General features: G+C 57.1%; 18 protein-coding genes. 14 read left to right on the forward strand and 4 right to left on the reverse strand.

All coding sequences use genetic code 11. From position 1 onward, the window contains the following. Positions 1-97: 97 nt before the first annotated feature. The 9 genes from ABVN21_RS19650 to ABVN21_RS19690 all read left to right on the forward strand — a co-directional run bounded on the left by ABVN21_RS19650 (position 98) and on the right by ABVN21_RS19690 (position 12086). Positions 98-814, forward strand: coding sequence for an SIMPL domain-containing protein (locus ABVN21_RS19650; protein WP_339554981.1), 717 nt, complete (start codon positions 98-100; stop codon positions 812-814). Positions 815-1332: 518 nt separating this feature from the next. After that, positions 1333-2958, forward strand: a complete 1626-nt coding sequence (locus ABVN21_RS19655; protein WP_339554980.1) for an ABC transporter substrate-binding protein — start codon at positions 1333-1335, stop codon at positions 2956-2958. 304 nt (positions 2959-3262) lie between these two features. Beyond that, positions 3263-4864 carry an ABC transporter substrate-binding protein gene (locus ABVN21_RS19660; protein WP_339554979.1) on the forward strand — a complete coding sequence of 534 codons (1602 nt, stop codon included), beginning with the start codon at positions 3263-3265 and terminating at the stop codon, positions 4862-4864. A 170-nt stretch (positions 4865-5034) separates the two neighbouring features. Next, positions 5035-6432: an OprD family porin gene (locus ABVN21_RS19665; protein WP_339554978.1), complete on the forward strand. Its 1398-nt coding sequence runs from the start codon at positions 5035-5037 to the stop codon at positions 6430-6432. 77 nt (positions 6433-6509) lie between these two features. Beyond that, positions 6510-8105 (forward strand): ABC transporter substrate-binding protein, encoded by a 1596-nt coding sequence (locus ABVN21_RS19670; protein ID WP_339554977.1) that lies wholly within the window; start codon positions 6510-6512, stop codon positions 8103-8105. A gap of 73 nt (positions 8106-8178) precedes the next feature. Further along, complete coding sequence (locus ABVN21_RS19675) at positions 8179-9189, forward strand: ABC transporter permease subunit (protein WP_339554976.1); 1011 nt, start codon at positions 8179-8181, stop codon at positions 9187-9189. Between the two features lie 11 nt (positions 9190-9200). Beyond that, positions 9201-10127: an ABC transporter permease subunit gene (locus tag ABVN21_RS19680; protein ID WP_339554975.1), complete on the forward strand. Its 927-nt coding sequence runs from the start codon at positions 9201-9203 to the stop codon at positions 10125-10127. 10 nt (positions 10128-10137) lie between these two features. After that, on the forward strand, positions 10138-11106 hold the full coding sequence (locus tag ABVN21_RS19685) for an oligopeptide/dipeptide ABC transporter ATP-binding protein (RefSeq protein ID WP_339554974.1): 969 nt from the start codon (positions 10138-10140) through the stop codon (positions 11104-11106). Then, positions 11106-12086, forward strand: a complete 981-nt coding sequence (locus tag ABVN21_RS19690; protein WP_339554973.1) for a peptide ABC transporter ATP-binding protein — start codon at positions 11106-11108, stop codon at positions 12084-12086. Before ABVN21_RS19685 ends, ABVN21_RS19690 begins: the two co-directional genes overlap by 1 nt. A gap of 158 nt (positions 12087-12244) precedes the next feature. Here the strand turns inward: ABVN21_RS19690 and ABVN21_RS19695 are convergent, their stop codons facing one another. Together ABVN21_RS19695 and ABVN21_RS19700 are read right to left on the reverse strand one after the other, a co-directional pair. Next, a complete protein-coding gene (locus ABVN21_RS19695; protein ID WP_339554972.1) occupies positions 12245-12502 on the reverse strand; it encodes a hypothetical protein in 258 nt (85 codons plus the stop codon). Between the two features lie 206 nt (positions 12503-12708). Beyond that, positions 12709-14292, reverse strand: a complete 1584-nt coding sequence (locus ABVN21_RS19700) for a peptide chain release factor 3 (RefSeq protein ID WP_034148308.1) — start codon at positions 14290-14292, stop codon at positions 12709-12711. Between the two features lie 331 nt (positions 14293-14623). On the opposite strand from ABVN21_RS19700, the gene ABVN21_RS19705 reads away from it, so the two are divergent. From ABVN21_RS19705 to ABVN21_RS19725, 5 genes are all read left to right on the forward strand, one after another. After that, positions 14624-15340, forward strand: coding sequence for an ABC transporter permease (locus ABVN21_RS19705; RefSeq protein WP_339554971.1), 717 nt, complete (start codon positions 14624-14626; stop codon positions 15338-15340). A gap of 20 nt (positions 15341-15360) precedes the next feature. Then, positions 15361-16254, forward strand: coding sequence for a glycine betaine ABC transporter substrate-binding protein (locus ABVN21_RS19710; RefSeq protein WP_339554970.1), 894 nt, complete (start codon positions 15361-15363; stop codon positions 16252-16254). A gap of 12 nt (positions 16255-16266) precedes the next feature. Continuing rightward, positions 16267-16920 carry an ABC transporter permease gene (locus tag ABVN21_RS19715; RefSeq protein ID WP_339554969.1) on the forward strand — a complete coding sequence of 218 codons (654 nt, stop codon included), beginning with the start codon at positions 16267-16269 and terminating at the stop codon, positions 16918-16920. Further along, entirely contained in the window at positions 16917-18074 is a 1158-nt protein-coding gene (locus ABVN21_RS19720) for an ABC transporter ATP-binding protein (RefSeq protein ID WP_339554968.1), read from the forward strand. The genes ABVN21_RS19715 and ABVN21_RS19720 overlap by 4 nt, the downstream gene beginning before the upstream one ends. A gap of 394 nt (positions 18075-18468) precedes the next feature. Continuing rightward, the gene (locus ABVN21_RS19725) at positions 18469-19632 is read left to right on the forward strand and encodes a type III PLP-dependent enzyme (RefSeq protein ID WP_339554967.1); all 1164 of its coding nucleotides are present in this window, start codon (positions 18469-18471) and stop codon (positions 19630-19632) included. A 45-nt stretch (positions 19633-19677) separates the two neighbouring features. Here the strand turns inward: ABVN21_RS19725 and ABVN21_RS19730 are convergent, their stop codons facing one another. Then, positions 19678-20556 (reverse strand): hypothetical protein, encoded by an 879-nt coding sequence (locus ABVN21_RS19730; RefSeq protein WP_339554966.1) that lies wholly within the window; start codon positions 20554-20556, stop codon positions 19678-19680. Between the two features lie 48 nt (positions 20557-20604). Next, complete coding sequence (locus ABVN21_RS19735; protein WP_339554965.1) at positions 20605-22821, reverse strand: alpha-xenorhabdolysin family binary toxin subunit A; 2217 nt, start codon at positions 22819-22821, stop codon at positions 20605-20607. Positions 22822-22962 lie beyond the last annotated feature (141 nt).

Genomic DNA, 22962 nt, shown 5'->3' on the forward strand with positions numbered 1-22962 from the left:
AGAAGTTGTAACTGTGCGAACCGGATCATAGAAGCTAGAGTCTGATGGTTTCACGCAGGCCTGGAACACCCCCCTGCGCACCACCTTAGGAGCTTTCATGCACACATTCCGCCGCAGCGCCGCCCTCCTCGCCCTGAGCATCGGCACCGTCGCCAGCCTCCCGGCCCTGGCTGCCGACGAACTTCATTACAACCAGATTTCCCTGCGCGCCGAAGTCAGTCAGGAAGTGGCCCGCGACCTGATGATCGTGACCCTCTACACCGAAGAACAAAACACCGACCCGGCCAAACTCGCCGCCGACGTCAGCACCACCATGAACAAGGCACTGGCCCAGGCCAAGCAAGTCAAGGACATCACCCTGCGCCAGGGCAGCCGCAACAGCTACCCGATCTACGACACCAAAGGTCAGAAGATCACTGGCTGGCGTGAACGCGCCGAACTGCGCCTCGAAAGTTCGGACTTCGCCGCGCTGTCGAAACTGACCGGTGAACTGCTCACCGACCTGAAGATGGGCGGCATGGACTTCGCCATCGCCACGCCAACCCGCAAGGCCAGCGAAGACGCCCTGCTCAAGGATGCCGTGACCGCCTTCAAGGCCCGCGCGCAACTGGCCACCGACGCACTGGGCGGCAAGAGCTACAAGATCGTCAACCTGAACCTCAACAGCAACGGCTACCCGCAACCTTACATGCGCGGCCCGATGATGATGAAAGCCGCCAGCATGGACGCCGCCCCGGTGACGCCGGAAGTGGAAGCGGGCACCAGCCAGGTCAGCATGACCGCTGACGGTTCGATTGAAGTGCTGATGCCTTGAATCGATAACTTCTGAACAAAAAAACGGCGATCACCCAATGATCGCCGTTTTTTTCATCACCCTGTAGGAGCTGCCGCAAGCTCCGATCTTTTGATCTTGATCTATGCTCTCCAGACCTTCTGGTGGTCACCGAAAATATCGCAGCCTCCGGCAGCTGAAGGTTAAGTTGCACTTGGTACAACTCGACCATTACCAGTGCAACGAGAACCACTCCGATTAACCCTGACCCACCCCATAAGGACGGGGGTATAGATAGGTAACACCTCGCCCCACCCACGGGCAACCCAAGATCTGATCGCACTATAAAAGTGCGCTATTTGCACTGCAAATAAGCCGCGCAAACGGTCAACTGCGTCAAATTTTATACATATGCGACATTAAGGTACGTTCGAGCCACCGTTTAAGGCTTGTAGTCGCTCTGGATCTTGCTTTGGGTATAGCCCCTGCATAAGTATCCGCAGGCACGACTCACGAGGTCGTCCTCAAAATCAAAAAATGACAACAATCATGAGGCCACCATGCTTAAACAAGCGGTCATTCCGTTTTTATTAGGTGCCAGCTTGCTAGCTAGCGCACCGTTCGCCCAAGCTGCGACTAACCTGGTGTTCTGCTCCGAAGGGAGCCCGGCCGGTTTCGATCCAGGTCAATACACCACCGGAACCGACTTCGACGCCTCTGCCGAAACCATGTTCAACCGCCTGACGCAGTTCGAGCGTGGCGGCACCGCCGTTATTCCTGGCCTGGCGACCAGCTGGGACGTCTCCGATGACGGCCTGACTTACACCTTCCACCTGCGTGAAGGCGTCAAGTTCCACACCACCCCGTACTTCAAGCCGACCCGTACCTTCAACGCCGACGACGTGCTGTTCACCTTTAATCGCATGATTAACAAGGATGATCCGTTCCGCAAAGCGTACCCGACCGAATTCCCGTACTTCACCGACATGGGGATGGATACCAACATCACCAAGATCGATAAGGTCGACGACAACACTGTCAAGTTCACCCTCAAAGACGTCGATGCCGCGTTCATCCAGAACATGGCCATGAGCTTCGCCTCGATCCAGTCCGCCGAGTACGCTGCCCAGCTGCTCAAGGAAGGCAAGGCCGCCGACATCAACCAGAAGCCGGTCGGCACTGGTCCGTTCGTGTTCAAGAGCTACCAGAAAGACTCCAACATCCGCTACACCGGGAACAAGGACTACTGGAAGCCTGACGACGTCAAGATCGACAACCTGATCTTCGCCATCACTACCGACCCGTCGGTACGCATCCAGAAGCTGAAGAAGAACGAGTGCCAGGTCACTCTGTTCCCTCGTCCAGCCGACCTGAAGGCGCTGAAAGAAGACAAGGATCTGAAACTGCCTGACCAGGCCGGTTTCAACCTGGGTTACATCGCCTACAACGTGATGGACAAGGTCAAGGGCAGCAACGAGCCAAACCCGCTGGCGCAACTGAAAGTGCGTCAGGCAATGGACATGGCCGTCAACAAGCAGCAGATCATCGACTCCGTGTACCAGGGCGCCGGTCAACTGGCCGTCAACGCCATGCCACCGACCCAATGGTCCTACGACACCACCATCAAGGATGCGCCGTACAACCCTGAGAAAGCCAAGGAGCTGCTCAAGGAAGCCGGCGTGAAGGAAGGCACCGAAATCGTTCTGTGGGCGATGCCGGTACAGCGTCCATACAACCCGAACGCCAAGCTGATGGCAGAAATGCTGCAGTCCGACTGGTCCAAGATCGGCCTCAAGGTCAAGATCCAGAGCTACGAGTGGGGCGAGTACATCAAGCGCTCCAAAGGTGGCGAGAACCAGGCGATGCTGATTGGCTGGAGCGGTGACAATGGTGATCCGGACAACTGGCTGAACGTGCTGTTCGGTTGCGATTCGCTGGAAGGCAACAACTTCTCCAAGTGGTGCGACAAGAAGTTTGACGACATCGTCAAGCAAGCCAAGCGCACCTCGGACCAAGGCAAGCGCACCGAACTGTACAAGCAGGCGCAACACGTCCTCAAAGATGCTGTTCCAATGACACCTATCGCTCACTCGACGGTGTTCCAACCCATGCGCGCCAATGTGCAGGACTTCAAGATCAGCCCGTTTGGCTTGAACTCCTTCTACGGCGTCAGCGTCAGCAAATAAGGTATTGCAACGGCGACGTCTTTGACGTCGCCGTTGCTTTATCTATCGAGAAAGCAGGAATTTACCTACATCCAAACCCGCTGCGTAATACAGCAGAGGCTTAGGACGCGTCGACTTTTCCCACGAGTCTTTCGGACTCTACGCATTTACTGCCGGACTCACGGTTCCATACCGTCGGGATCCGACCAGATCATGCGTGGGTCATCGTTTTTTTGCTGCACGTCATGGCTGGTAACAAGTGAGGCCTCCACGTCCCCGGACGGGTGAGGACTCATGGCCAACACATTGAACAAGAGAGAGCGTCATGCGCCATACCTTGGTTTTATCCGCATTGCTGGGCACAGGCCTGTTGGCTGCCACTTCCATGAGCCAGGCCGCCAACAACAGCCTGGTGTTCTGCTCCGAAGGCAGCCCCGCTGGTTTCGATACCGCGCAGTACACGACCGCGACCGATAACGACGCCGCCGAGCCGCTGTACAACCGCCTGGCGGAGTTTGAAAAAGGCGCGACCAACGTCGTACCGGGCCTGGCCACGAGCTGGGATATTTCCGAGGACGGTCTCAAGTACACCTTCCACCTGCGCCCGGGCGTGAAATTTCACACGACCAAATACTTCACGCCGACGCGCGATTTCAACGCCGATGACGTGCTGTTCACGTTCAACCGCATGCTCGATCCGCAACAACCGTTCCGTAAGGCTTACCCCACCGAATTCCCGTACTTCAACGGGATGAGCCTGAACAAGAACATCGCCAAGGTCGAAAAGACCGGGCCGCTGACCGTGGTCATGACGCTCAACAGCGTCGACGCCGCGTTCATCCAGAACATCGCCATGAGCTTCGCCGCCATTCTCTCCGCCGAGTACGCCGACAAGCTGATGGCTGAAGGCAAGCCGAGCGACATCAACCAGAAGCCGATCGGCACCGGGCCGTTCGTATTCAAGAGTTACCAGAAAGACTCGAACATCCGTTACACCGGCAACAAGCAGTACTGGGCCCCTGAGCGGGTCAAGCTGGACAACCTGATCTTCGCCATCAACACCGACGCATCGGTGCGCGTGCAGAAGCTCAAGGCCAACGAGTGCCAGATCACCCTGCACCCCCGTCCTGCCGACGTCACCGCACTGAAGAATGACCCGGCGCTGAAACTGATCGAGAAGCCTGGCTTCAACCTCGGCTACATCGCCTACAACGTGCGCCACAAACCGTTCGACCAGCTCGAAGTGCGTCAGGCGCTGGACATGGCGGTGAACAAGCAAGGCATTCTCAACGCCGTTTACCAGGGCGCGGGACAATTGGCGGTCAACGCCATGCCACCGACCCAGTGGTCCTACGACGAGAGCATCAAGGATGCCGCCTACAACCCGGAAAAAGCCAAGGAATTGCTCAAGGCTGCCGGCGTAAAGGAAGGCACCGAAATCACCCTGTGGGCCATGCCCGTGCAACGTCCGTACAACCCGAACGCCAAGTTGATGGCCGAGATGCTCCAGGCTGACTGGGCGAAGATCGGGCTCAAGGTCAAGATTGTCAGCTACGAATGGGGCGAGTACATCAAGCGCACCAAGAATGGCGAGCACGACATCAGCCTGATTGGCTGGACCGGCGACAATGGTGATCCGGACAACTGGCTCGGCACCCTGTACAGCTGCGACGCCATTGGCGGCAACAACTATTCCATGTGGTGTGATCCGGCTTACGACAAGCTGATCAAGCAGGCCAAGGTCGTCACCGACCGCGAGCAACGCACCGAGTTGTACAAGCAGGCGCAGCAGTACCTCAAGCAACAGGTACCGATCACGCCAGTCGCCCACTCGACGGTCAACCAGCCGTTGAGCGCCAAAATCGAAGGGTTCAAAGTCAGCCCATTCGGTCGCAACGTGTTCTCGGGCGTCAGCATCGAAAAATAAAACCGTGTAGCTAAACGCTGGGGGCGCATTGCGCCCTCACGCAAGCGTATTGCCGTAATTCGCCCAATCGGCGAAGAGCAAACGTTTGCGATGCGTGCAAGAGTTCCAAACCAATAGCCGGATCACCAAAAAAAGACCGGTATAAAAAAAGAAAGTAAGGAGCTTCACCCATGAAACTGAGCAGCACCGCATTATTGGCCTTGGCCATCAGCAGCGTAACCGCCACGGCTTACGCGCAAACCCAGAGCCAGGCGTTCACCCCGGTTACTGTTAAAGAAAAAAGCGCCCAGAGCGAAGCCACCGGTTTTGTCGAAGGCCAGTCCATCAGCGGCACGACCCGTAACTGGTACGCCAATGAAGACAAACAGCGCGGCGACACCTTCAGTTACGAGCGCCATGGCGAAGAATTGACCGGCACGCGCCGTATCAACTGGGTTCAGGGCACCATCCTGAACTACACCTCGGGCTTCACCCAAGGCGCTGTAGGTTTTAACACTGAAGTCGCCGCGTACAACGCGATTGCCTTGGATCGCAGCCGTGAAGATATCAAGGGTGGCGGCAACCGTACCCTGGCCCACTCCAATGGTGACGCGGTGGATCAGTGGAGCAAACTGGGCGTGGCCAACCTCAAGGCGCGCGTCTCCAACTCCACCCTGACTGCCGGTCGCCAGAGCTACAGCAGCCCGCAAGTCGACACCATCGGCAACCGTGCCCTGCCTTCGAGTTTCCAGGGTGTAAGCCTGAACGTCGCGGAGCTGGAAAACCTGACCTTCGATTTCGCGACTTTTGACCGCGTATCCCCACGTATGGAACAAAGTCAGCAAAAATTCCGCTCCGAATACGGCGATCGTAGCGTCGAGTCCGATCACATTTACACCGGCGGCATCACCTACACGCCGTTCTCCAGTTTGACCACCAGCCTGTGGGCGACCCAGGCTGAAGACTTCTGGAACCAGTACTACTTCGGCGCCTCCCACGTGCTGGGCGACAGCCAGGTACTGAGCCTGACCACCGGCCTGAACTACTACAAAACCCAGGACGAAGGTAAGGCGCTGATGGGCGACATCGACAACGACACCTACTCCTTGTCGTTCGGCCTGACCCACCAGGCTCACAGCCTGACCTTCTCGTATCAGGAAGTGAACGGTAACGAGTACTTCGACTACCTGCACGAAACCAATGGCATCTACCTGGCCAACTCCCTGCTGTCGGACTTCAACGGCCCTAACGAAAAATCGTTCCAGGTTGCCTATGGTCTGAACATGGCCGAATACGGCGTGCCAGGCCTGAAGTTCAACATCTATCAGGCTCGCGGCTGGGACATCGACGGGACTCACTACACCGGCAACAAAGGCGTAGAGGGCAAAGGCTACGACGGCGTCCAGAAACAGGACGGCGAACACCATTACGAATACGGTATCGGTGCCAGTTACGCGGTGCAGAGCGGCCCACTCAAGGCCACCACTGTTCGCGCGACCTACACCACTCACCGCGCCAGCGAATTCCAGTCTGACGGCAGCATCAACGAGTTCCGTCTCGTGACCACCATCCCGTTCAACATTCTGTAAAAACCAGCCGAGCGGCCGATTCAGCGATGAATCGGCCGCTCGGATTTGTCCGACTAACCGATTGCAGAGGGTTCTTGATGAAAATGCTTCCCCTACGTGCGGCCATCGCGGCCGCGTTGCTGAGTGTCGCGGTGGGCGTATCGGCCAAACCGCTGGTGGTCTGCACCGAAGCCAGCCCGGAAGGCTTCGACATGGTCCAGTACACGACGGCGGTCACCGCCGATGCCGTGGCTGAAACCATCTTCAATCGGCTGGCGGACTTCAAGCCTGGTACCACTGATGTGATTCCGGCCCTGGCCGACTCCTGGGACATCAGCGAGGACGGTCTGAGCTACACGTTCCACCTGCGCAAAGGCGTGAAGTTTCACACCACCGAATACTTCAAACCGACGCGCGACATGAATGCCGACGACGTGGTCTGGAGTTTCCAGCGCCAGCTGGACCCGAATCACCCATGGCACAAACTGTCGAGCGTGGGTTTCCCGTACTTTGAAAGCATGGGCTTCAAGGAGCTGCTGAAAAGCGTCGAGAAAGTCGACGACAATACGGTCAAGTTCACCCTGACCCGCCGCGAAGCGCCGTTCCTGGCCGACATCGCCATGGCCTTCTCCTCGATCTACTCCGCCGAGTACGCCGATCAGTTGCTCAAGGCCAACAAGGCTGCCGACCTGAACAACAAGCCGGTCGGCACCGGACCGTTCGTCTTCCACCGCTACAACAAGGACGCCCAGGTTCGCTTCAAGGCCAACCCGGACTACTTCCGTGGCAAGCCACCGGCCGAGGCGCTGATCCTGGCCATCGGCACCGACAACAACGTGCGCCTGCAAAAACTCAAGGCCAACGAGTGCCAGGTCGCGCTCTATCCAAAACCGGATGACATCCCGAGCATCAAGAAAGACCCGAACCTGAAAGTCGATGAACTGAACGCGATGACCGTTTCGTACGTCGCCATGAACACCACGCACAAGTACATGAGTGATGTGCGGGTGCGCAAAGCTATCGACATCGCCTTCGACAAGGAAGCCTACGTCAACGCACTGTTCGGCAAAGGTAATGCGACCGTAGCGGTCAACCCGTATCCGGATACCCTGCTCGGCTATAACCACAGCCTGAAGAACCCGCCTCGCGACCTGGACAAGGCCCGAGCCCTGCTCAAGGAAGCCGGCGTACCGGAAGGCACCACTTTCACCCTGTTCACCCGCAATGGTGGCGGTCCGACCAACCCTAATCCGATGCTCGGCGCGCAGATGATGCAGGCTGACCTGGCCAAGGTCGGGATCAAGATCGACATCCGCGTGATGGAATGGGGTGAAATGCTCAAACGCGCTAAAAACGGCGAGCACGATATGGTTTCCGCTGGATGGGCGGGCGATAACGGCGACCCGGATAACTTCCTGACGCCTATGCTCAGTTGCGAAGCGGCGAAGAACGGCGAAAACTACGCGCGCTGGTGCAATGACAAGTTCCAGACGCTGATCGACCAGGCTCGCGAAAAGACCGATCCGGCCGAACGGGCAGCGCTCTACGAGCAGGCTCAGGTTATTTTTAATCAGGACCAGCCGTGGATCAGCATGGCACACACTAGAATGTTCACAGCAATGCGCAACAACGTAGAGGGCTATCACATTAGCCCCCTCACCACTAATAACTTCGCCACCACCCAGGTGAAGTAATAAGAAAACTCCCGGCATTCCTGAACCCAGGCATGCCGGGCACGCCTAACCGGCTGATGAGGTACAACACACGATGTTTAGTTTTATTGCCCGCCGACTGGGGTTACTGATCCCGACGTTCTTCGGCATCACCTTGCTGACTTTCGCGTTGATTCGCATGATCCCAGGCGACCCCGTGGAAGTCATGATGGGAGAACGCAGGGTTGACCCTGAAATGCACGCTCAGGCAATGGAACGCCTAGGTCTGAACAAACCCCTGTATGCCCAGTACCTGGATTACATCGGCAAACTGGCCCACGGCGATCTCGGGGAATCCCTGCGTACCCGTGAAAGCGTCTGGAGCGAGTTCACTTCCCTCTTCCCCGCGACCCTGGAACTGTCCATGGCCGCGCTGTTGTTCGCCGGCATCCTGGGCCTTCTGGCCGGGGTGATCGCAGCACTCAAGCGAGGATCCCTGTTCGACCATGGGGTAATGGGTGTCTCCCTCGCGGGATACTCGATGCCGATCTTCTGGTGGGGCCTGATCCTGATCATGTTCTTCTCGGTGTCCCTGGGCTGGACCCCGGTATCCGGGCGGATCGACCTGCTCTACGACATCGAGCCGCGCACCGGTTTCATGCTGATCGATACGCTGCTGGCCGATGACGTCGGCGCGTTTGTCGATGCCCTGCATCACTTGATCCTGCCGGCCATTGTGCTCGGTACCATTCCGCTTGCGGTGATCGCGCGGATGACCCGTTCGTCGATGCTTGAGGTGCTGCGTGAGGATTACATCCGTACGGCACGCGCCAAAGGCCTGTCGCCGTCGCGCGTAGTGTTCGTGCACGGTCTGCGTAACGCGCTGATTCCGGTGCTCACCGTTGTGGGTCTGCAAGTCGGCACCCTGCTGGCCGGTGCGGTCCTGACCGAAACCATCTTCTCCTGGCCGGGCATCGGCAAATGGCTGATCGAAGCCATTGGCGCCCGGGACTACCCGGTTGTGCAAAACGGCATCCTGTTAATCGCCTGCCTGGTGATTCTGGTCAACTTCGTAGTGGACATCCTCTACGGCTTTGCCAACCCACGCATCCGTCATCAGCGCTGAGGTCAATACCCATGAGCACTCCAACATCCTCAGTAGCCACCGCCGCGTCCGCCGTGGATCAAAGCCTGCTGTACCCGTCGCCGTACAAGGAATTCTGGCAAGCATTCTCCAAGAACAAGGGCGCCGTCGCCGGCCTGTTGTTCATGCTGCTGGTGATTTTCTGCGCCATTTTCGCCCCGTGGGTCGCACCCCATGACCCGAGCGAGCAATACCGCGACTTCTTGCTGACCCCGCCAGCCTGGCTGGAAGGTGGGCAGATGCAGTTTCTGCTCGGTACCGATGAACTGGGTCGTGACTTGCTGTCGCGCCTGATCCAGGGTTCGCGCCTGTCGTTGCTGATCGGTTTGTCGTCGGTGGTGATGTCGCTGATCCCGGGGATTTTGCTGGGTCTGTTCGCCGGGTTCTTCCCGCGCGTGCTCGGCCCGACCATCATGCGTCTGATGGACATCATGCTGGCCCTGCCGTCCCTGCTGCTGGCCGTGGCGATCGTCGCCATCCTCGGCCCTGGCCTGATCAACACCGTGATCGCCATCGCCGTGGTGTCCCTGCCGTCCTACGTTCGTCTGACCCGCGCCGCGGTGATGGGCGAGCTGAACCGCGACTACGTGACCGCCGCGCGCCTGGCCGGTGCCGGCCTGCCACGCCTGATGTTCGTGACCGTGTTGCCTAACTGCATGGCACCACTGATCGTTCAGGCGACCCTGAGCTTCTCCTCGGCGATTCTCGATGCAGCCGCACTGGGCTTCCTCGGCCTTGGCGTACAACCGCCAACCCCTGAGTGGGGCACCATGCTGGCCTCGGCCCGCGACTATATCGAACGCGCCTGGTGGGTAGTCAGTCTGCCTGGTTTGACCATTTTGCTCAGCGTGCTGGCAATCAACTTGATGGGTGACGGCCTGCGCGACGCGCTGGACCCGAAACTCAAGAACGCCGCCTGAGGAGATTCCAATGTCACTGTTAGAAATCAAGAATCTCAACGTTCGCTTCGGCGACAAGAACGCCACGCCCGTGGTCGACGGCCTCGACCTGAAAGTCGACAAAGGCGAAGTGCTGGCCATCGTTGGCGAGTCGGGTTCGGGTAAATCCGTGACCATGATGGCGCTGATGGGCCTGATCGAGCATCCCGGCATCGTCACCGCCGACGCGCTCAGCTTTGACGGCAAGGACATGCTCAAGCTCAGCAACCGTCAGCGTCGGCAGATCGTCGGCAAAGACCTGTCGATGGTCTTCCAGGACCCGATGACCGCGCTCAACCCGAGCTACACCGTCGGTTTCCAGATCGAAGAAGTGCTGCGCCTGCACCTGAAAATGTCCGGCAAGGCTGCGCGCAAACGCGCCATCGAATTGCTGGAAAAAGTTGAAATCCCGGGCGCGGCCAGCCGCATGGACGCCTACCCGCATCAACTGTCCGGCGGTATGAGCCAGCGTGTCGCGATCGCCATGGCGATTGCCGGCGAGCCGAAACTGCTGATCGCCGACGAACCGACCACGGCCCTCGACGTAACGATCCAGGCGCAGATCATGGACCTGCTGCTGGCATTGCAGAAAGAGCAGAACATGGGCCTGGTGCTGATCACCCACGACCTCGCGGTCGTCGCCGAAACCGCCCAGCGCGTGTGCGTGATGTACGCCGGCCAGGCGGTCGAAGTCGGTCAGGTGCCGCAACTGTTCGACATTCCGGCGCACCCGTACAGCGAAGCGCTGCTCAAGGCGATTCCGGAACACAGCCTGGGCGCCTCGCGCCTGTCGACCCTGCCGGGCATCGTGCCCGGTCGCTACGACCGCCCGCAGGGTTGCCTGCTGTCGCCGCGCTGCCCGTACGTACAGGAAAACTGCCGCACCCAGCGTCCGGCCCTTGACCCGAAAAGCAACAGCCTCGCCCGCTGCTTCTACCCGCTGAACCAGGAGGTGGCGTAATGGCCGTCGTTCTTACCGCCCGCGACCTGACCCGTCACTATGAAGTGTCCCGTGGCATGTTCAAGGGTCACGCCACCGTGCGCGCCCTCAACGGCGTGTCGTTCGAACTGGAAGCCGGCAAGACCCTCGCTGTTGTAGGCGAATCCGGTTGCGGAAAATCCACCCTGGCCCGCGCCCTGACCCTGATCGAAGAACCTTCTTCTGGCTCCTTGAAAATCGCCGGCCAGGAAGTTGCCGGCGCCGACAAGGCCCAGCGCAAGCAACTGCGCAAAGACGTGCAGATGGTGTTCCAGAGCCCGTACGCCTCGCTGAACCCTCGGCAGAAAGTCGGTGATCAGTTGGCCGAGCCGTTGCTGATCAACACCAACCTGTCCGCCTCGGAACGCCGCGAGAAAGTCCAGGCAATGATGAAGCAGGTGGGTTTGCGTCCTGAGCATTACCAGCGCTATCCGCATATGTTCTCCGGCGGTCAGCGCCAGCGGATCGCCCTGGCCCGGGCAATGATGCTGCAACCGAAAGTGCTGGTGGCGGACGAACCGACCTCGGCGCTGGACGTGTCGATCCAGGCGCAGGTGCTGAACCTGTTCATGGACCTTCAGCAAGAGTTCAATACCGCCTACGTGTTCATCTCCCACAACCTGGCGGTAGTGCGCCACGTCGCCGACCACGTGATGGTGATGTACCTCGGACGTCCAGTGGAAATGGGCCCGAAAGAGGACATCTACACCCGTCCTCTGCATCCGTACACTCAGGCGTTGTTGTCGGCGACTCCGACCATCCACCCGGATCCGGACAAGCCGAAAATCAAGATCGTCGGTGAACTACCCAACCCGCTGAACCCGCCGTCCGGCTGCGCATTCCACAAACGCTGCCCGTACGCCACCGAGCGTTGCAGCACCGAAGAGCCGGCCCTGCGCCTGCTCGACAGCCGCCAGGTGGCATGCCACTACGCCGAACAGTTCTTGGATGGCGCGGCGTAAAAAACGGCAGGAGCCAGCCTGCTGGCGATAGCGGTCTGTCATCCAAGATGTGTATGGAATGACAAAAATGCATCGCTAGCAGGCTAGCTGCCACAGGAATTGATTTGACTGAAAACCCCTTCTACATCTAGTAAAAGGGGTTTTCTTTTGTCTGTGATTTACGTCTGGCTATCGCCTTCGTCGGAGTCATCAGAATCAGGGTCATCGGTGGTCGAGTCATCATCACCGGCAATTCCTCCCTGCCCTTTGTCGCCCGGTTCCGACTCGGACCTGGCGATCATCAGATCACCCTGCCCCGCCTGCGCGCTGGAAGCCTGAGTCTCATGTTGCTCACACTCAGCCCAGACCGCCGAGCTGCCGAGCGCCAACATCACCAACACCTTCATCATCAATAAAACGCGGAGCAATCTGTTCATGGCCGAATCCATCCTGTCGAGGAGTGCCTGTCTGGCGCTGAATGAAATCTAGTTCCGATCAGCAGGGTTCTCCAGATAGGACGTTAATGATGGGAGGGAAATGCAATGGATGTAGAGACTGGTTTTGAATAACCGTTATGCCGAAAAGATCAAAAAAAAAGCGAAGCCCAGAAGCTTCGCTTTTTCTTTTACCTGAATGCTAGCGCTTAGTGATGCTCACGCGTCGCACGGAATTTCACGTCCGGCCAGCGCTCTTCCATCAGCGCCAGGTTGACCCGCGTAGGTGCGAGGTAGGTCAGGTGACCGCCGCCGTCCAGTGCCAGGTTTTCCACCGCCTTGTTGGAGAATTCCTCGAGCTTCTTCTTGTCGTCGCATTCGATCCAGCGCGCGGAGTACACGGTGATCGGCTCGTAGGAGCACTCGACCTTGTATTCCTCTTTCAGGCGGCTGGCGACCACATCGAACTGCAGCACACCGACGGCGCCGAGGATGATGTCGTTGCTGCGTTCCGGGAAGAACACCTGGGTCGCGCCTTCTTCGGCCAGTTGTTGCAGACCCTGGCGCAATTGCTTGGATTTCAGCGGATCACGCAGGCGTACGCGACGGAACAGTTCCGGGGCGAAGTGCGGGATACCAGTAAAGCCCAGGACTTCGCCTTCGCTGAAGGTGTCGCCGATCTGGATGGTGCCGTGGTTGTGCAAACCAATGATGTCGCCGGCAAACGCTTCTTCCAGTTGCTCACGCTCAGAGGAGAAGAAGGTCAGCGCGTCGCCGATCCGCACGTCCTTGCCGGTGCGCACGTGGCGCATCTTCATGCCTTTTTCGTACTTGCCGGAGCAGATCCGCATGAAGGCGATGCGGTCGCGGTGTTTCGGGTCCATGTTCGCCTGGATCTTGAAGATGAAGCCCGAGAACTTCTCTTCCACCGGCTCTACGGTACGTTCGTTGGCCACACGTGCCAAAGGGCGCGGTGCCCAATCAACCACGGCGTCGAGTACGTGATCGACACCGAAGTTGCCCAGCGCGGTACCGAAGAACACCGGGGTCAACTGACCGTCGAGGAACTCCTGCTGGTTGAATTCGTGGCAGGCACCCTGCACCAGTTCCAGCTGCTCGATGAAGCGCTCGTACTCGTCACCCAGGTGGGCGCGGGCTTCGTCGGAATCGAGCTTTTCGATGATTTTGGTTTCGGTGCGCTCGTGGCCGTGACCGGCGGTGTACACGATGATGTAGTCGTCGGCGAGGTGATACACGCCTTTGAAATCTCGGTAGCAACCGATCGGCCAGGTGATCGGCGCCGCCTTGATCTTCAGGACCGCTTCGATTTCGTCGAGCAGTTCGATCGGGTCGCGGATGTCACGGTCGAGTTTGTTGATGAAGCTGACGATCGGCGTGTCACGCAGACGGCAGACGTCCATCAGGGCGATAGTCCGTGGTTCAACACCTTTACCGCCGTCGAGAACCATCAAGGCCGAGTCCACCGCCGTCAGGGTGCGGTAGGTATCTTCGGAGAAGTCTTCGTGGCCCGGGGTGTCGAGCAGGTTGATCATGTGCTCGCGATACGGGAACTGCATGACCGACGTGGTAATGGAAATACCACGCTGCTTTTCCATTTCCATCCAGTCGGAGGTGGCATGGCGGTCGGATTTACGAGATTTCACCGTGCCGGCTACCGCAATCGCCTTGCCCATCAGCAAGAGCTTCTCGGTGATGGTGGTCTTACCGGCATCGGGGTGGGAAATAATGGCGAAAGTGCGGCGTTTCGCGACTTCGGCGGCCTGTTTGGTCATGGGAAATCGCCTGGCAGGTGATTCAAAAAAGGGCGCAGATTATAGCCCAAGTTGATTCAATAACCGAACCGTTGAGCACATCAGGGGTGGCCAAATGCTGCTTCAGATGGGAACCTTTTAAAGCACGGAGACGTCCACTCCCCCGTAACGACCACTCGTCGGGGGCCTGAAACACCCGCATTTCAGCCTGACGAGGCTGTGCTCATGGCTCGATTTCATGCCGCTTTGCCGGCATTTGACGAGCTGCTTCTCGCGAACGTTTTTTCCGGCAGCCAGGCATGGCATGCCACACGGGACTGCGTTCGCCGACAAAGAAAAAAGGAGTCCGCCTGTGGCTATTCGCTATGGCAAAGGGCTGATAGGAGGCGCGCTGGTAATCGCCCTCCTGGCCCTGCTGATCCACTGGATCGGCATCAACACGATCGAACACTACCGCGACGATTTGTTGTTTTACCTGCAAGCTCATCTGATTCTCGTCCTCGCTTCCATGCTGGCCGCCCTTGTCGTGGGCATACCCGCCGGCATCTTCCTCAGCCGCCCGGTCCGGGTCGACCGCGCCGAACGCTTCATGCAGATCTTCAACATCGGCAACACCATTCCGCCGCTGGCCGTGCTGGCCATCGCCCTGGGCATCCTCGGCATTGGTAGCGGCCCGGCGATCTTCGCCCTGTTCCTCGCCTCTTTGTTGCCGATTGTGCGCAACACCTATGAGGGCCTGAAAAATGTTCAGGGTTCACTCAAGGAAGCCGCCGTCGGCATCGGTATGACCCCGCGCCAAGTGCTGTGGAAAGTCGAATTGCCCAACGCCGTGCCGATCATCATCGGTGGCGTGCGCGTGGCACTGGCGATCAACGTCGGCACGGCACCACTGGCGTTCCTGATCGGCGCCAATAGCCTCGGCAGCCTGATTTTCCCCGGCATCGCCCTGAACAATCAGCCGCAACTACTGCTCGGCGCGGCCTGCACGGCGCTGCTGGCCTTGTTGCTGGACGGCCTGGTGACACTCGCCAGCCGCCTCTGGCTCGAACGCGGCTTGCGCCCGTCTTAAGCCTCGGCAAAGGAATACTCATGAAGACATCAAGCTTTTTACTGGGCTGCGTCCTGTTATTTGCAGGATTTGCCCAAGCCGCCGAAAAACCGGTGATCCGCATCGGCGCCCGGGTGTTCACCGAACAAACGCTGCTGGCGGAAATCACTTCCCAATATCTGCGCGCCAAGGGCTACGACGCCCAAGTGACCGGCGGCCTCGGCAGCAACCTGGCCCGCAGTGCCCACGAAAGCGGCCAACTGGACATGCTCTGGGAGTACACCGGCGTGTCGCTGGTGGCCTACAACCATGTGACGGAAAAACTCGACAGCGAACAATCCTACGCCCGGGTGAAAGAACTCGACGCGAAAAAAGGCCTGGTCTGGCTCACACCGTCGAAATTCAGCAACACCTACGCCCTCGCCCTGCCGAAAAACGTCGCCGACGAATACCCGCAGATCAACAACATCAGCCAGTTGAACGATGTGCTGCGCAGCGAAGGCGAAACCAATCACCTGGTGGCTTTGGACACTGAGTTCGCCAACCGCTCGGACGGTCTCGATGGCATGGTCAAGCTCTACGACATGAACCTGACTCGCAAAAACATTCGCCAGATGGACGCCGGGCTGGTCTACACCGCGCTGCGCAATGGTCAGGTGTTTGCGGGCCTGGTCTACACCACTGACGGTCGTCTCAATGCCTTCAAGTTGAAGTTGCTGGAAGACGACAAGCACTACTTCCCGGACTACACCGCCGCTCCCGTGGTGCGTCAGGCCTATCTCGATGCGCACCCGCAATTGGCGGAACAGCTCAAGCCACTGGCCGAACTGTTCGACGACGAGACCATGCGCCAGCTCAACGCGCGGGTCGATGTCGACCATGAAAGCCCTTCGTCCGTGGCCGCAGATTTCCTGCGCCAGCATCCAATCAAATAAGGAGGAAAAGCCATGGAATTTCTCAACGCCTTTTCCCACCTCGACTGGCAGCAGGTCATGCACCTGACCTGGCAGCACATCACCCTGGTTGGCATCGCGGTGACGCTGGCGATTGTGGTCGGTGTGCCGCTGGGCATCCTGATGACACGCTTCCCGACCTTCGCTGGCCCCTTGCAGGCCAGCGCCACGGTTCTGCTGACCGTGCCGTCGATTGCGCTGTTCGGTTTGCTGCTGCCGTTCTATTCCAAGTTCGGCCAGGGTCTCGGCCCGATGCCGGCGATTACCGCGGTATTCCTCTACTCGCTACTGCCGATCATGCGTAACACCTACCTCGCCCTGACCGGCGTCGAACCGGGCATTCGCGAAGCCGCGCGCGGGATCGGCATGACCTTCGGCCAGCGCCTGCGCATGGTCGAATTGCCCATCGCCGTGCCGGTGATCCTCGCCGGTGTGCGCACCGCGGTGGTGATGAACATCGGTGTCATGACCATCGCCGCGACCATCGGTGCCGGTGGCCTCGGTGTACTTATCCTCGCTTCCATCAGCCGCAGCGACATGTCGATGCTGATCGTCGGTGCCGTATTGGTCAGCCTGCTGGCCATCTTCGCCGACCTGCTTTTGCAATGGCTGCAACGTTCGCTGACTCCAAAAGGATTACTCAAATGATCGAACTTCAAAACCTCAGCAAGACCTTCCAAAGCAACGGCAAAGACGTCAAAGCCGTGGATTCGGTAAGCCTGACCGTCAATGAAGGCGAAATCTGTGTGTTCCTCGGGCCATCGGGTTGCGGCAAAAGCACCACGTTGAAAATGATCAACCGCCTGATCAAACCCACCTCAGGCAAGATCCTGATCAACGGCGAAGACACCACCGGCCTCGACGAAGTAACGCTGCGCCGCAACATCGGTTATGTGATCCAGCAGATCGGTCTGTTCCCGAACATGACCATCGAAGAAAACATCACCGTGGTTCCGCGCCTGCTGGGTTGGGACAAACAGAAATGCCACGACCGCGCGCGCGAATTGATGAGCATGATCAAGCTCGAACCCAAGCAATATCTGCATCGTTATCCGCGCGAATTGTCCGGAGGCCAGCAGCAGCGGATCGGCGTGATTCGGGCGTTGGCGGCAGATGCGCCATTGCTGTTGATGGATGAACCGTTCGGCGCGGTCGACCCGATCAACCGCGAGATGATTCAGAACGAGTTCTTCGAAATGCAACGGGCGCTGAACAAGACCGTGATCATGGTCAGCCATGACATCGACGAAGCGATCAAGCTCGGCGACAAGATCGCGATTTTCCGTGCCGGCAAACTCTTGCAGATTGATCACCCGGACACCCTGCTCGCCCACCCGGCGGATGAATTTGTCAGCAACTTCGTCGGTCAGGACAGTACCCTCAAGCGTCTGCTGCTGGTGAAAGCCGAAGACGCGGCGGACAACGCGCCGTCCGTCAGTCCGGAAACACCCGTGGCTGATGCGCTGGAGTTGATGGACGAGCATGACCGGCGTTATGTGGTGGTCACCGACGGTGAGAACAAGGCGCAAGGTTATGTGCGACGTCGCGACCTTCATCGTCAGACCGGTACTTGCGGCCAATACCTGCGCGAGTTCAACGCCACCGCGGCATACGACGAGCATTTGCGCATCCTGTTGTCGCGCATGTACGAGTTCAATCGCTCGTGGTTGCCGGTGATGGATGCGGAGCGGGTGTTCTTGGGGGAAGTGACTCAGGAATCGATTGCCGAGTATCTGAGTTCAGGCAAGTCCCGAGGCGGCAAGACCAGTATCGTTTCGCCAGCCGAGACTGCCGTCTCCTGACCTGACCCTGTGGCGAGGGAGCTTGCTCCCTCGCCACAAAGGCAACACAAATCCCTCCAAACATCTCCGTCCGGGGAACATCACACCGTCACACAGGTCGGTTACATCAGTAGCTATTAGGGACCGCACGACGGAAGCGTGCAAAAACGCGACATTTTTTGTTGATCTCAAGCCCCTCACGCCCTAAAGTTCGCGCCGAACGTCCATGCTGGAAACGATCCATCCGGCTCAAGTACTGACGACGAGACAGCAAGGCCAAGGGAACGCAGCGCTTCCCATGGCCTTTTTGCTTTCGGCGACATGCCTTGGGAAGTAGGCGAACCAAAGTGGGGATACGGAGGACGTTCATTTGCACCCATTGATTACTAACGTTTGCCAGTAGGAGCTCCCAGGTATGTCGATCCAGGTCGAAGACTATTTCGCGCGCGAAACCTTTCAGAAAATGAAGGCGTTCGCCGACAAGCAAGAAACCCCGTTCGTGGTGATCGACACTGCGATGATCAGCCAGGCCTATGACGACCTGCGCGCCGGTTTCGAATTCGCCAAGGTCTACTACGCGGTCAAGGCCAACCCGGCCGTGGAAATCATCGACCTGCTCAAAGAGAAAGGTTCGAGCTTCGACATCGCCTCGATCTATGAGCTGGACAAAGTGCTGAGCCGTGGCGTAAGCGCCGACCAGATCAGCTACGGCAACACCATCAAGAAATCCAAGGACATCCGCTACTTCTACGAGAAGGGCGTGCGCCTGTATGCCACCGATTCCGAAGCCGACCTGCGCAACATCGCCAAGGCTGCACCGGGCTCGAAAGTCTACGTGCGCATCCTGACCGAAGGCTCGACCACCGCTGACTGGCCGTTGTCGCGTAAATTCGGCTGCCAGACCGACATGGCCATGGACCTGCTGATCCTCGCTCGCGACCTGGGCCTGGTGCCTTACGGCATCTCGTTCCACGTGGGCTCGCAACAGCGCGACATCAGCGTCTGGGACGCGGCGATCGCCAAAGTCAAAGTGATTTTCGAGCGTCTGAAAGAAGAAGACGGCATCGAGCTGAAACTGATCAACATGGGCGGCGGCTTCCCGGCCAACTACATCACCCGCACCAACAGCCTGGAAACCTACGCCGAGGAAATCATCCGTTTCCTCAAGGAAGACTTCGGCGACGACCTGCCGGAAATCATCCTCGAGCCGGGCCGTTCGTTGATTGCCAACGCCGGCATCCTGGTCAGCGAAGTGGTGCTGGTCGCGCGTAAATCCCGTACCGCCGTTGAGCGCTGGGTATACACGGATGTGGGCAAGTTCTCCGGCCTGATCGAAACCATGGACGAAGCCATCAAGTTCCCGATCTGGACCGAGAAGAAAGGCGAGATGGAAGAAGTTGTCATCGCCGGCCCGACGTGCGATAGCGCCGACATCATGTACGAGAACTACAAGTATGGCCTGCCGCTGAACCTGGCCATTGGTGATCGCCTGTACTGGCTGTCCACCGGTGCGTACACCACCAGCTACAGCGCCGTTGAGTTCAATGGCTTCCCGCCGCTGAAGTCGTTCTACGTGTAACCGACACCGCTCCAAAAAAAAGGCCCATGCGTACATGGGCCTTTTTTATTTGCGCAGCCAAATCTCCAACTCGCTGATCATCGCCAGGCATTCCGTTCCTCCCTCGGTAATGGAGGCCAGCTTGAAATTCAATTCGCCAAGCCTGGAGGCACTCTTTGCCTGCAAGAGTTTGTTGATGACTCCATCAGCACGCTGATAAAGCACTTCAAGGAACAGCCCCATCCGCGAGCTCACAGAGGAAAATGCACTGAACAGGGCTGCTACATCGAACTTGTATTCGGCTGCTCGCAGCGACGCATTCGAACTGGAATAATCGATGTCCCAGACCGGAGCGGTCTCAGGTTGGCGGAACAACTCCTGTACAACAGTGGGCGTTACATGGCACTGGCAGCTGCGATGGTCCATTGCACGTGAAAACACTAATTTGAGTCCAAAGGACTCGTCATACACTTCCACAACCGTGTACTTGAACTGTCGTATCGCAGCTCTCAATCGATAAAATCGAAGCGCCAACTCATGAATCAAGTCCGGGACGTTCGTGGGTGGAAACAATTGCCAGATCGGCGATCTGGAGAGACTGAAGCGCCTGAAATCCACCAGGCCTATGGGTTCATTCCGGGAAGTTTGCCGGGCTATCTCCAATGATTCACGGGTGAATACTGCAAGGTCTTCCACATACCCGCTGCCCAGAAGTCGCACCTCTTCAGCGCCCCCCCAGAGACCCTGCAGATATCGCTCATTGAAGCGAGCATTTTCCAGACGCGAATCCCCGGCCAGCACCGCCAATTGATGGCCGATTTTTCTACGCTGCTCGAATACCACCGGTATATTGCGGAACGTCGGATGCAAGGAACCAAGAAACCGCGCGTATCGATCCAATACTAACCGTTGTCCTACCGTCAATTCGTAGTCGAGTATGTTCATATTATTTAGAGGAAAGTGGGCGTATGGCCCACCCGCCTCGACTCTTTATTATTGATAAATGCGCTTCAAGTACTGGTTGAAACTCAAGATCCCGGAGATCGCCATGTCCGTTCGCTCCTCAACCGGCACCGAGGAATCTTGTTTCATCTGGAGAGAAAACTTCGAAAAATCTTCAATCAGCCTTGAGAATTCAACCAGATACTTCGAACGACCATCATCCAGCTCGTCCAGCGCCTCGAGCAACTCAATCTTCCCATCAAGGCTGGCGATATCCTTGGTGTATTGCTGCACTTGCACCTTCAATTCGCTCACCCTTTCTTTGAGCCGATTGTAAGCAGCCAACATATTGAGAAAAGAAATCGCTTCGCCAATACCGGAGATCAGTTTCTTTAGCGTATCAATCGCCAGCAAAGCGATTTGTACCTGAGGCGGTGCCAGACCTAGAGTTTTGAGACTATCTACGGAAAGTTGAACTTCTTCGCCAATCTTTTCGATCCCTGCTGTTGCAATCAAGTCGATGGCTTCGGAGACACCTTTCATTTCCTCGCCCAGTTCCGCGAGTGCCATATTGGCTTTAGTCTTTTGCTTCTCAGCAAATTCACGATCCTTCGCCAGTATCATCACCAATTCCTGGGAGCCACTGCGATCATAAGAGACACCGAGTCCTTTGTGAGTACCTTTAAAATCTTGAGTTTGCGTAAATAGCTTCCCATAGACATCTTTCAAAACAACTTCCATATCTTCACGAACTTCGTCTGCATCGGCTGGATCACTCAGTTCCTCTTTATAGGATTTTAGTTTTTTCTCGGCACGGTCCAGATAGATATTCACTGACTGAGCCTGGCTGCGCAAATCAACGGTGGACCTGTTAATGGCAGTCGCCAGACCCGTCATGACGCCCACGGTGCCTGGCTGATAATCGAATTGTTCGAAGAGCATCTGTACCGAAGTATTTGTCAGCTGAACCGCGGAATTATGCGCACGCAATACTTCCATGCCGAAAACGGGTTGAACGACTTTGCCGGTTCGTGCATTCATGATTGTCATACTCCGAAAAATCAAATTATTACTTTCATATTCCTTATCTGCTTCTGCAAATACACCCAACAACTGATCGGCACTGATTTTTATCTTTTCCCAAGGTGCAATCACATCGAGAATCTGATTTTTGAATCGTCGCAAGGTTGTCGCCTCGGTCATGTTGTTGACCTCACCGACGGATGCTGCGATGTAATCACTGAGCGCATTCCACACCAGCATGAGGTTTTGAGTTGCCAGCTCGGCTTCGATTGCGACGTAGCTCAGGTTCTGCAGGTCATCACGAACCCTGTTCAAGGAACTCAGCGTCTGGTTTTTACTGGCCATTTTCTGATTTTCTGTCTGTTGCAGTTGCTTCAATCTATTACGTTCTTTACGTATTTGTTCCGCTTTGACGCCCTGATAGATACCAAGGATCAAACCACCAATGTTAAAACTTGAAGCAGCCTCGATCGCCTCTTTAACCAGATGATCGTATTGCTTGTTAAGCTCATCAATTTCCTTGGCACGCTCATCAATTTCGCCTTGTAATGCTTGAATGTCGGCTTGATAAGTATTTTTGGAAACTTGTGCCAGCCGTAACTTTATTTCCGGAAGCACCTTTTCGCGCATATCAGTGCCGAAGCTGTCGAGTTCCTTTCGGACATGCTCTGCCTTCTGATGACACAGTCGGACTTTTGACAACAAGTCATTGAGATAAGCCCTGAGATCCAGTCCGTCATCCGCCGATAACTCCAGATCAGGAAGGCCCGGAATTTGCCTTTTCAGACTCAGGTATTCTTCCGGTGTTTTGATGTTGTACTCTTCAAGATATTTAGATGCTTTCAGGTCTTCATAGACCTCTACAATTCCATTACCTGTCCTGATAATACTGCCCGCGAATATCTTCAAGTCAGTGCCGGTCAGCATTATCTTTTCGCGCAAGGGCGACCAGCGCTTGGCATGGTCATAAGTTATGCTGAATGTGCGCAAGAAGTCCGGCGCAGTCAGACCAGCGCTGCCCTGGTCACCAGCGCCATAATTCAAATAGGCAATGACATCTTGCAGCCGTACAGGAAGCGACAACCCCAAGGATTCATACCTTCTAAGGCTGATGATCTGCTCCTTGGTCAATTGAATACCGGTTTCCCGGTTGTATTCTTCGCCCTGCCCTAACGACGCATTCACAAACACCTGTGGCGCCCTGGTGGCAGCCTCGACTACTTTGTTACTTATACCCGATACCATCAGAGACTCCTTGTCTTCTTTGGATTCTAATAAAAAATTAATTAATCACAATAATGACCGGGCATTCCCAACACCCATCTCAATATTGTTGAAACGACATTAATGCGCACAGACAAAAACCCGCAAGCCTTTAAATATTAA

Origin of the sequence: Pseudomonas sp. MYb327 (assembly GCF_040438925.1) — a bacterium.
Lineage (GTDB): Bacteria > Pseudomonadota > Gammaproteobacteria > Pseudomonadales > Pseudomonadaceae > Aquipseudomonas.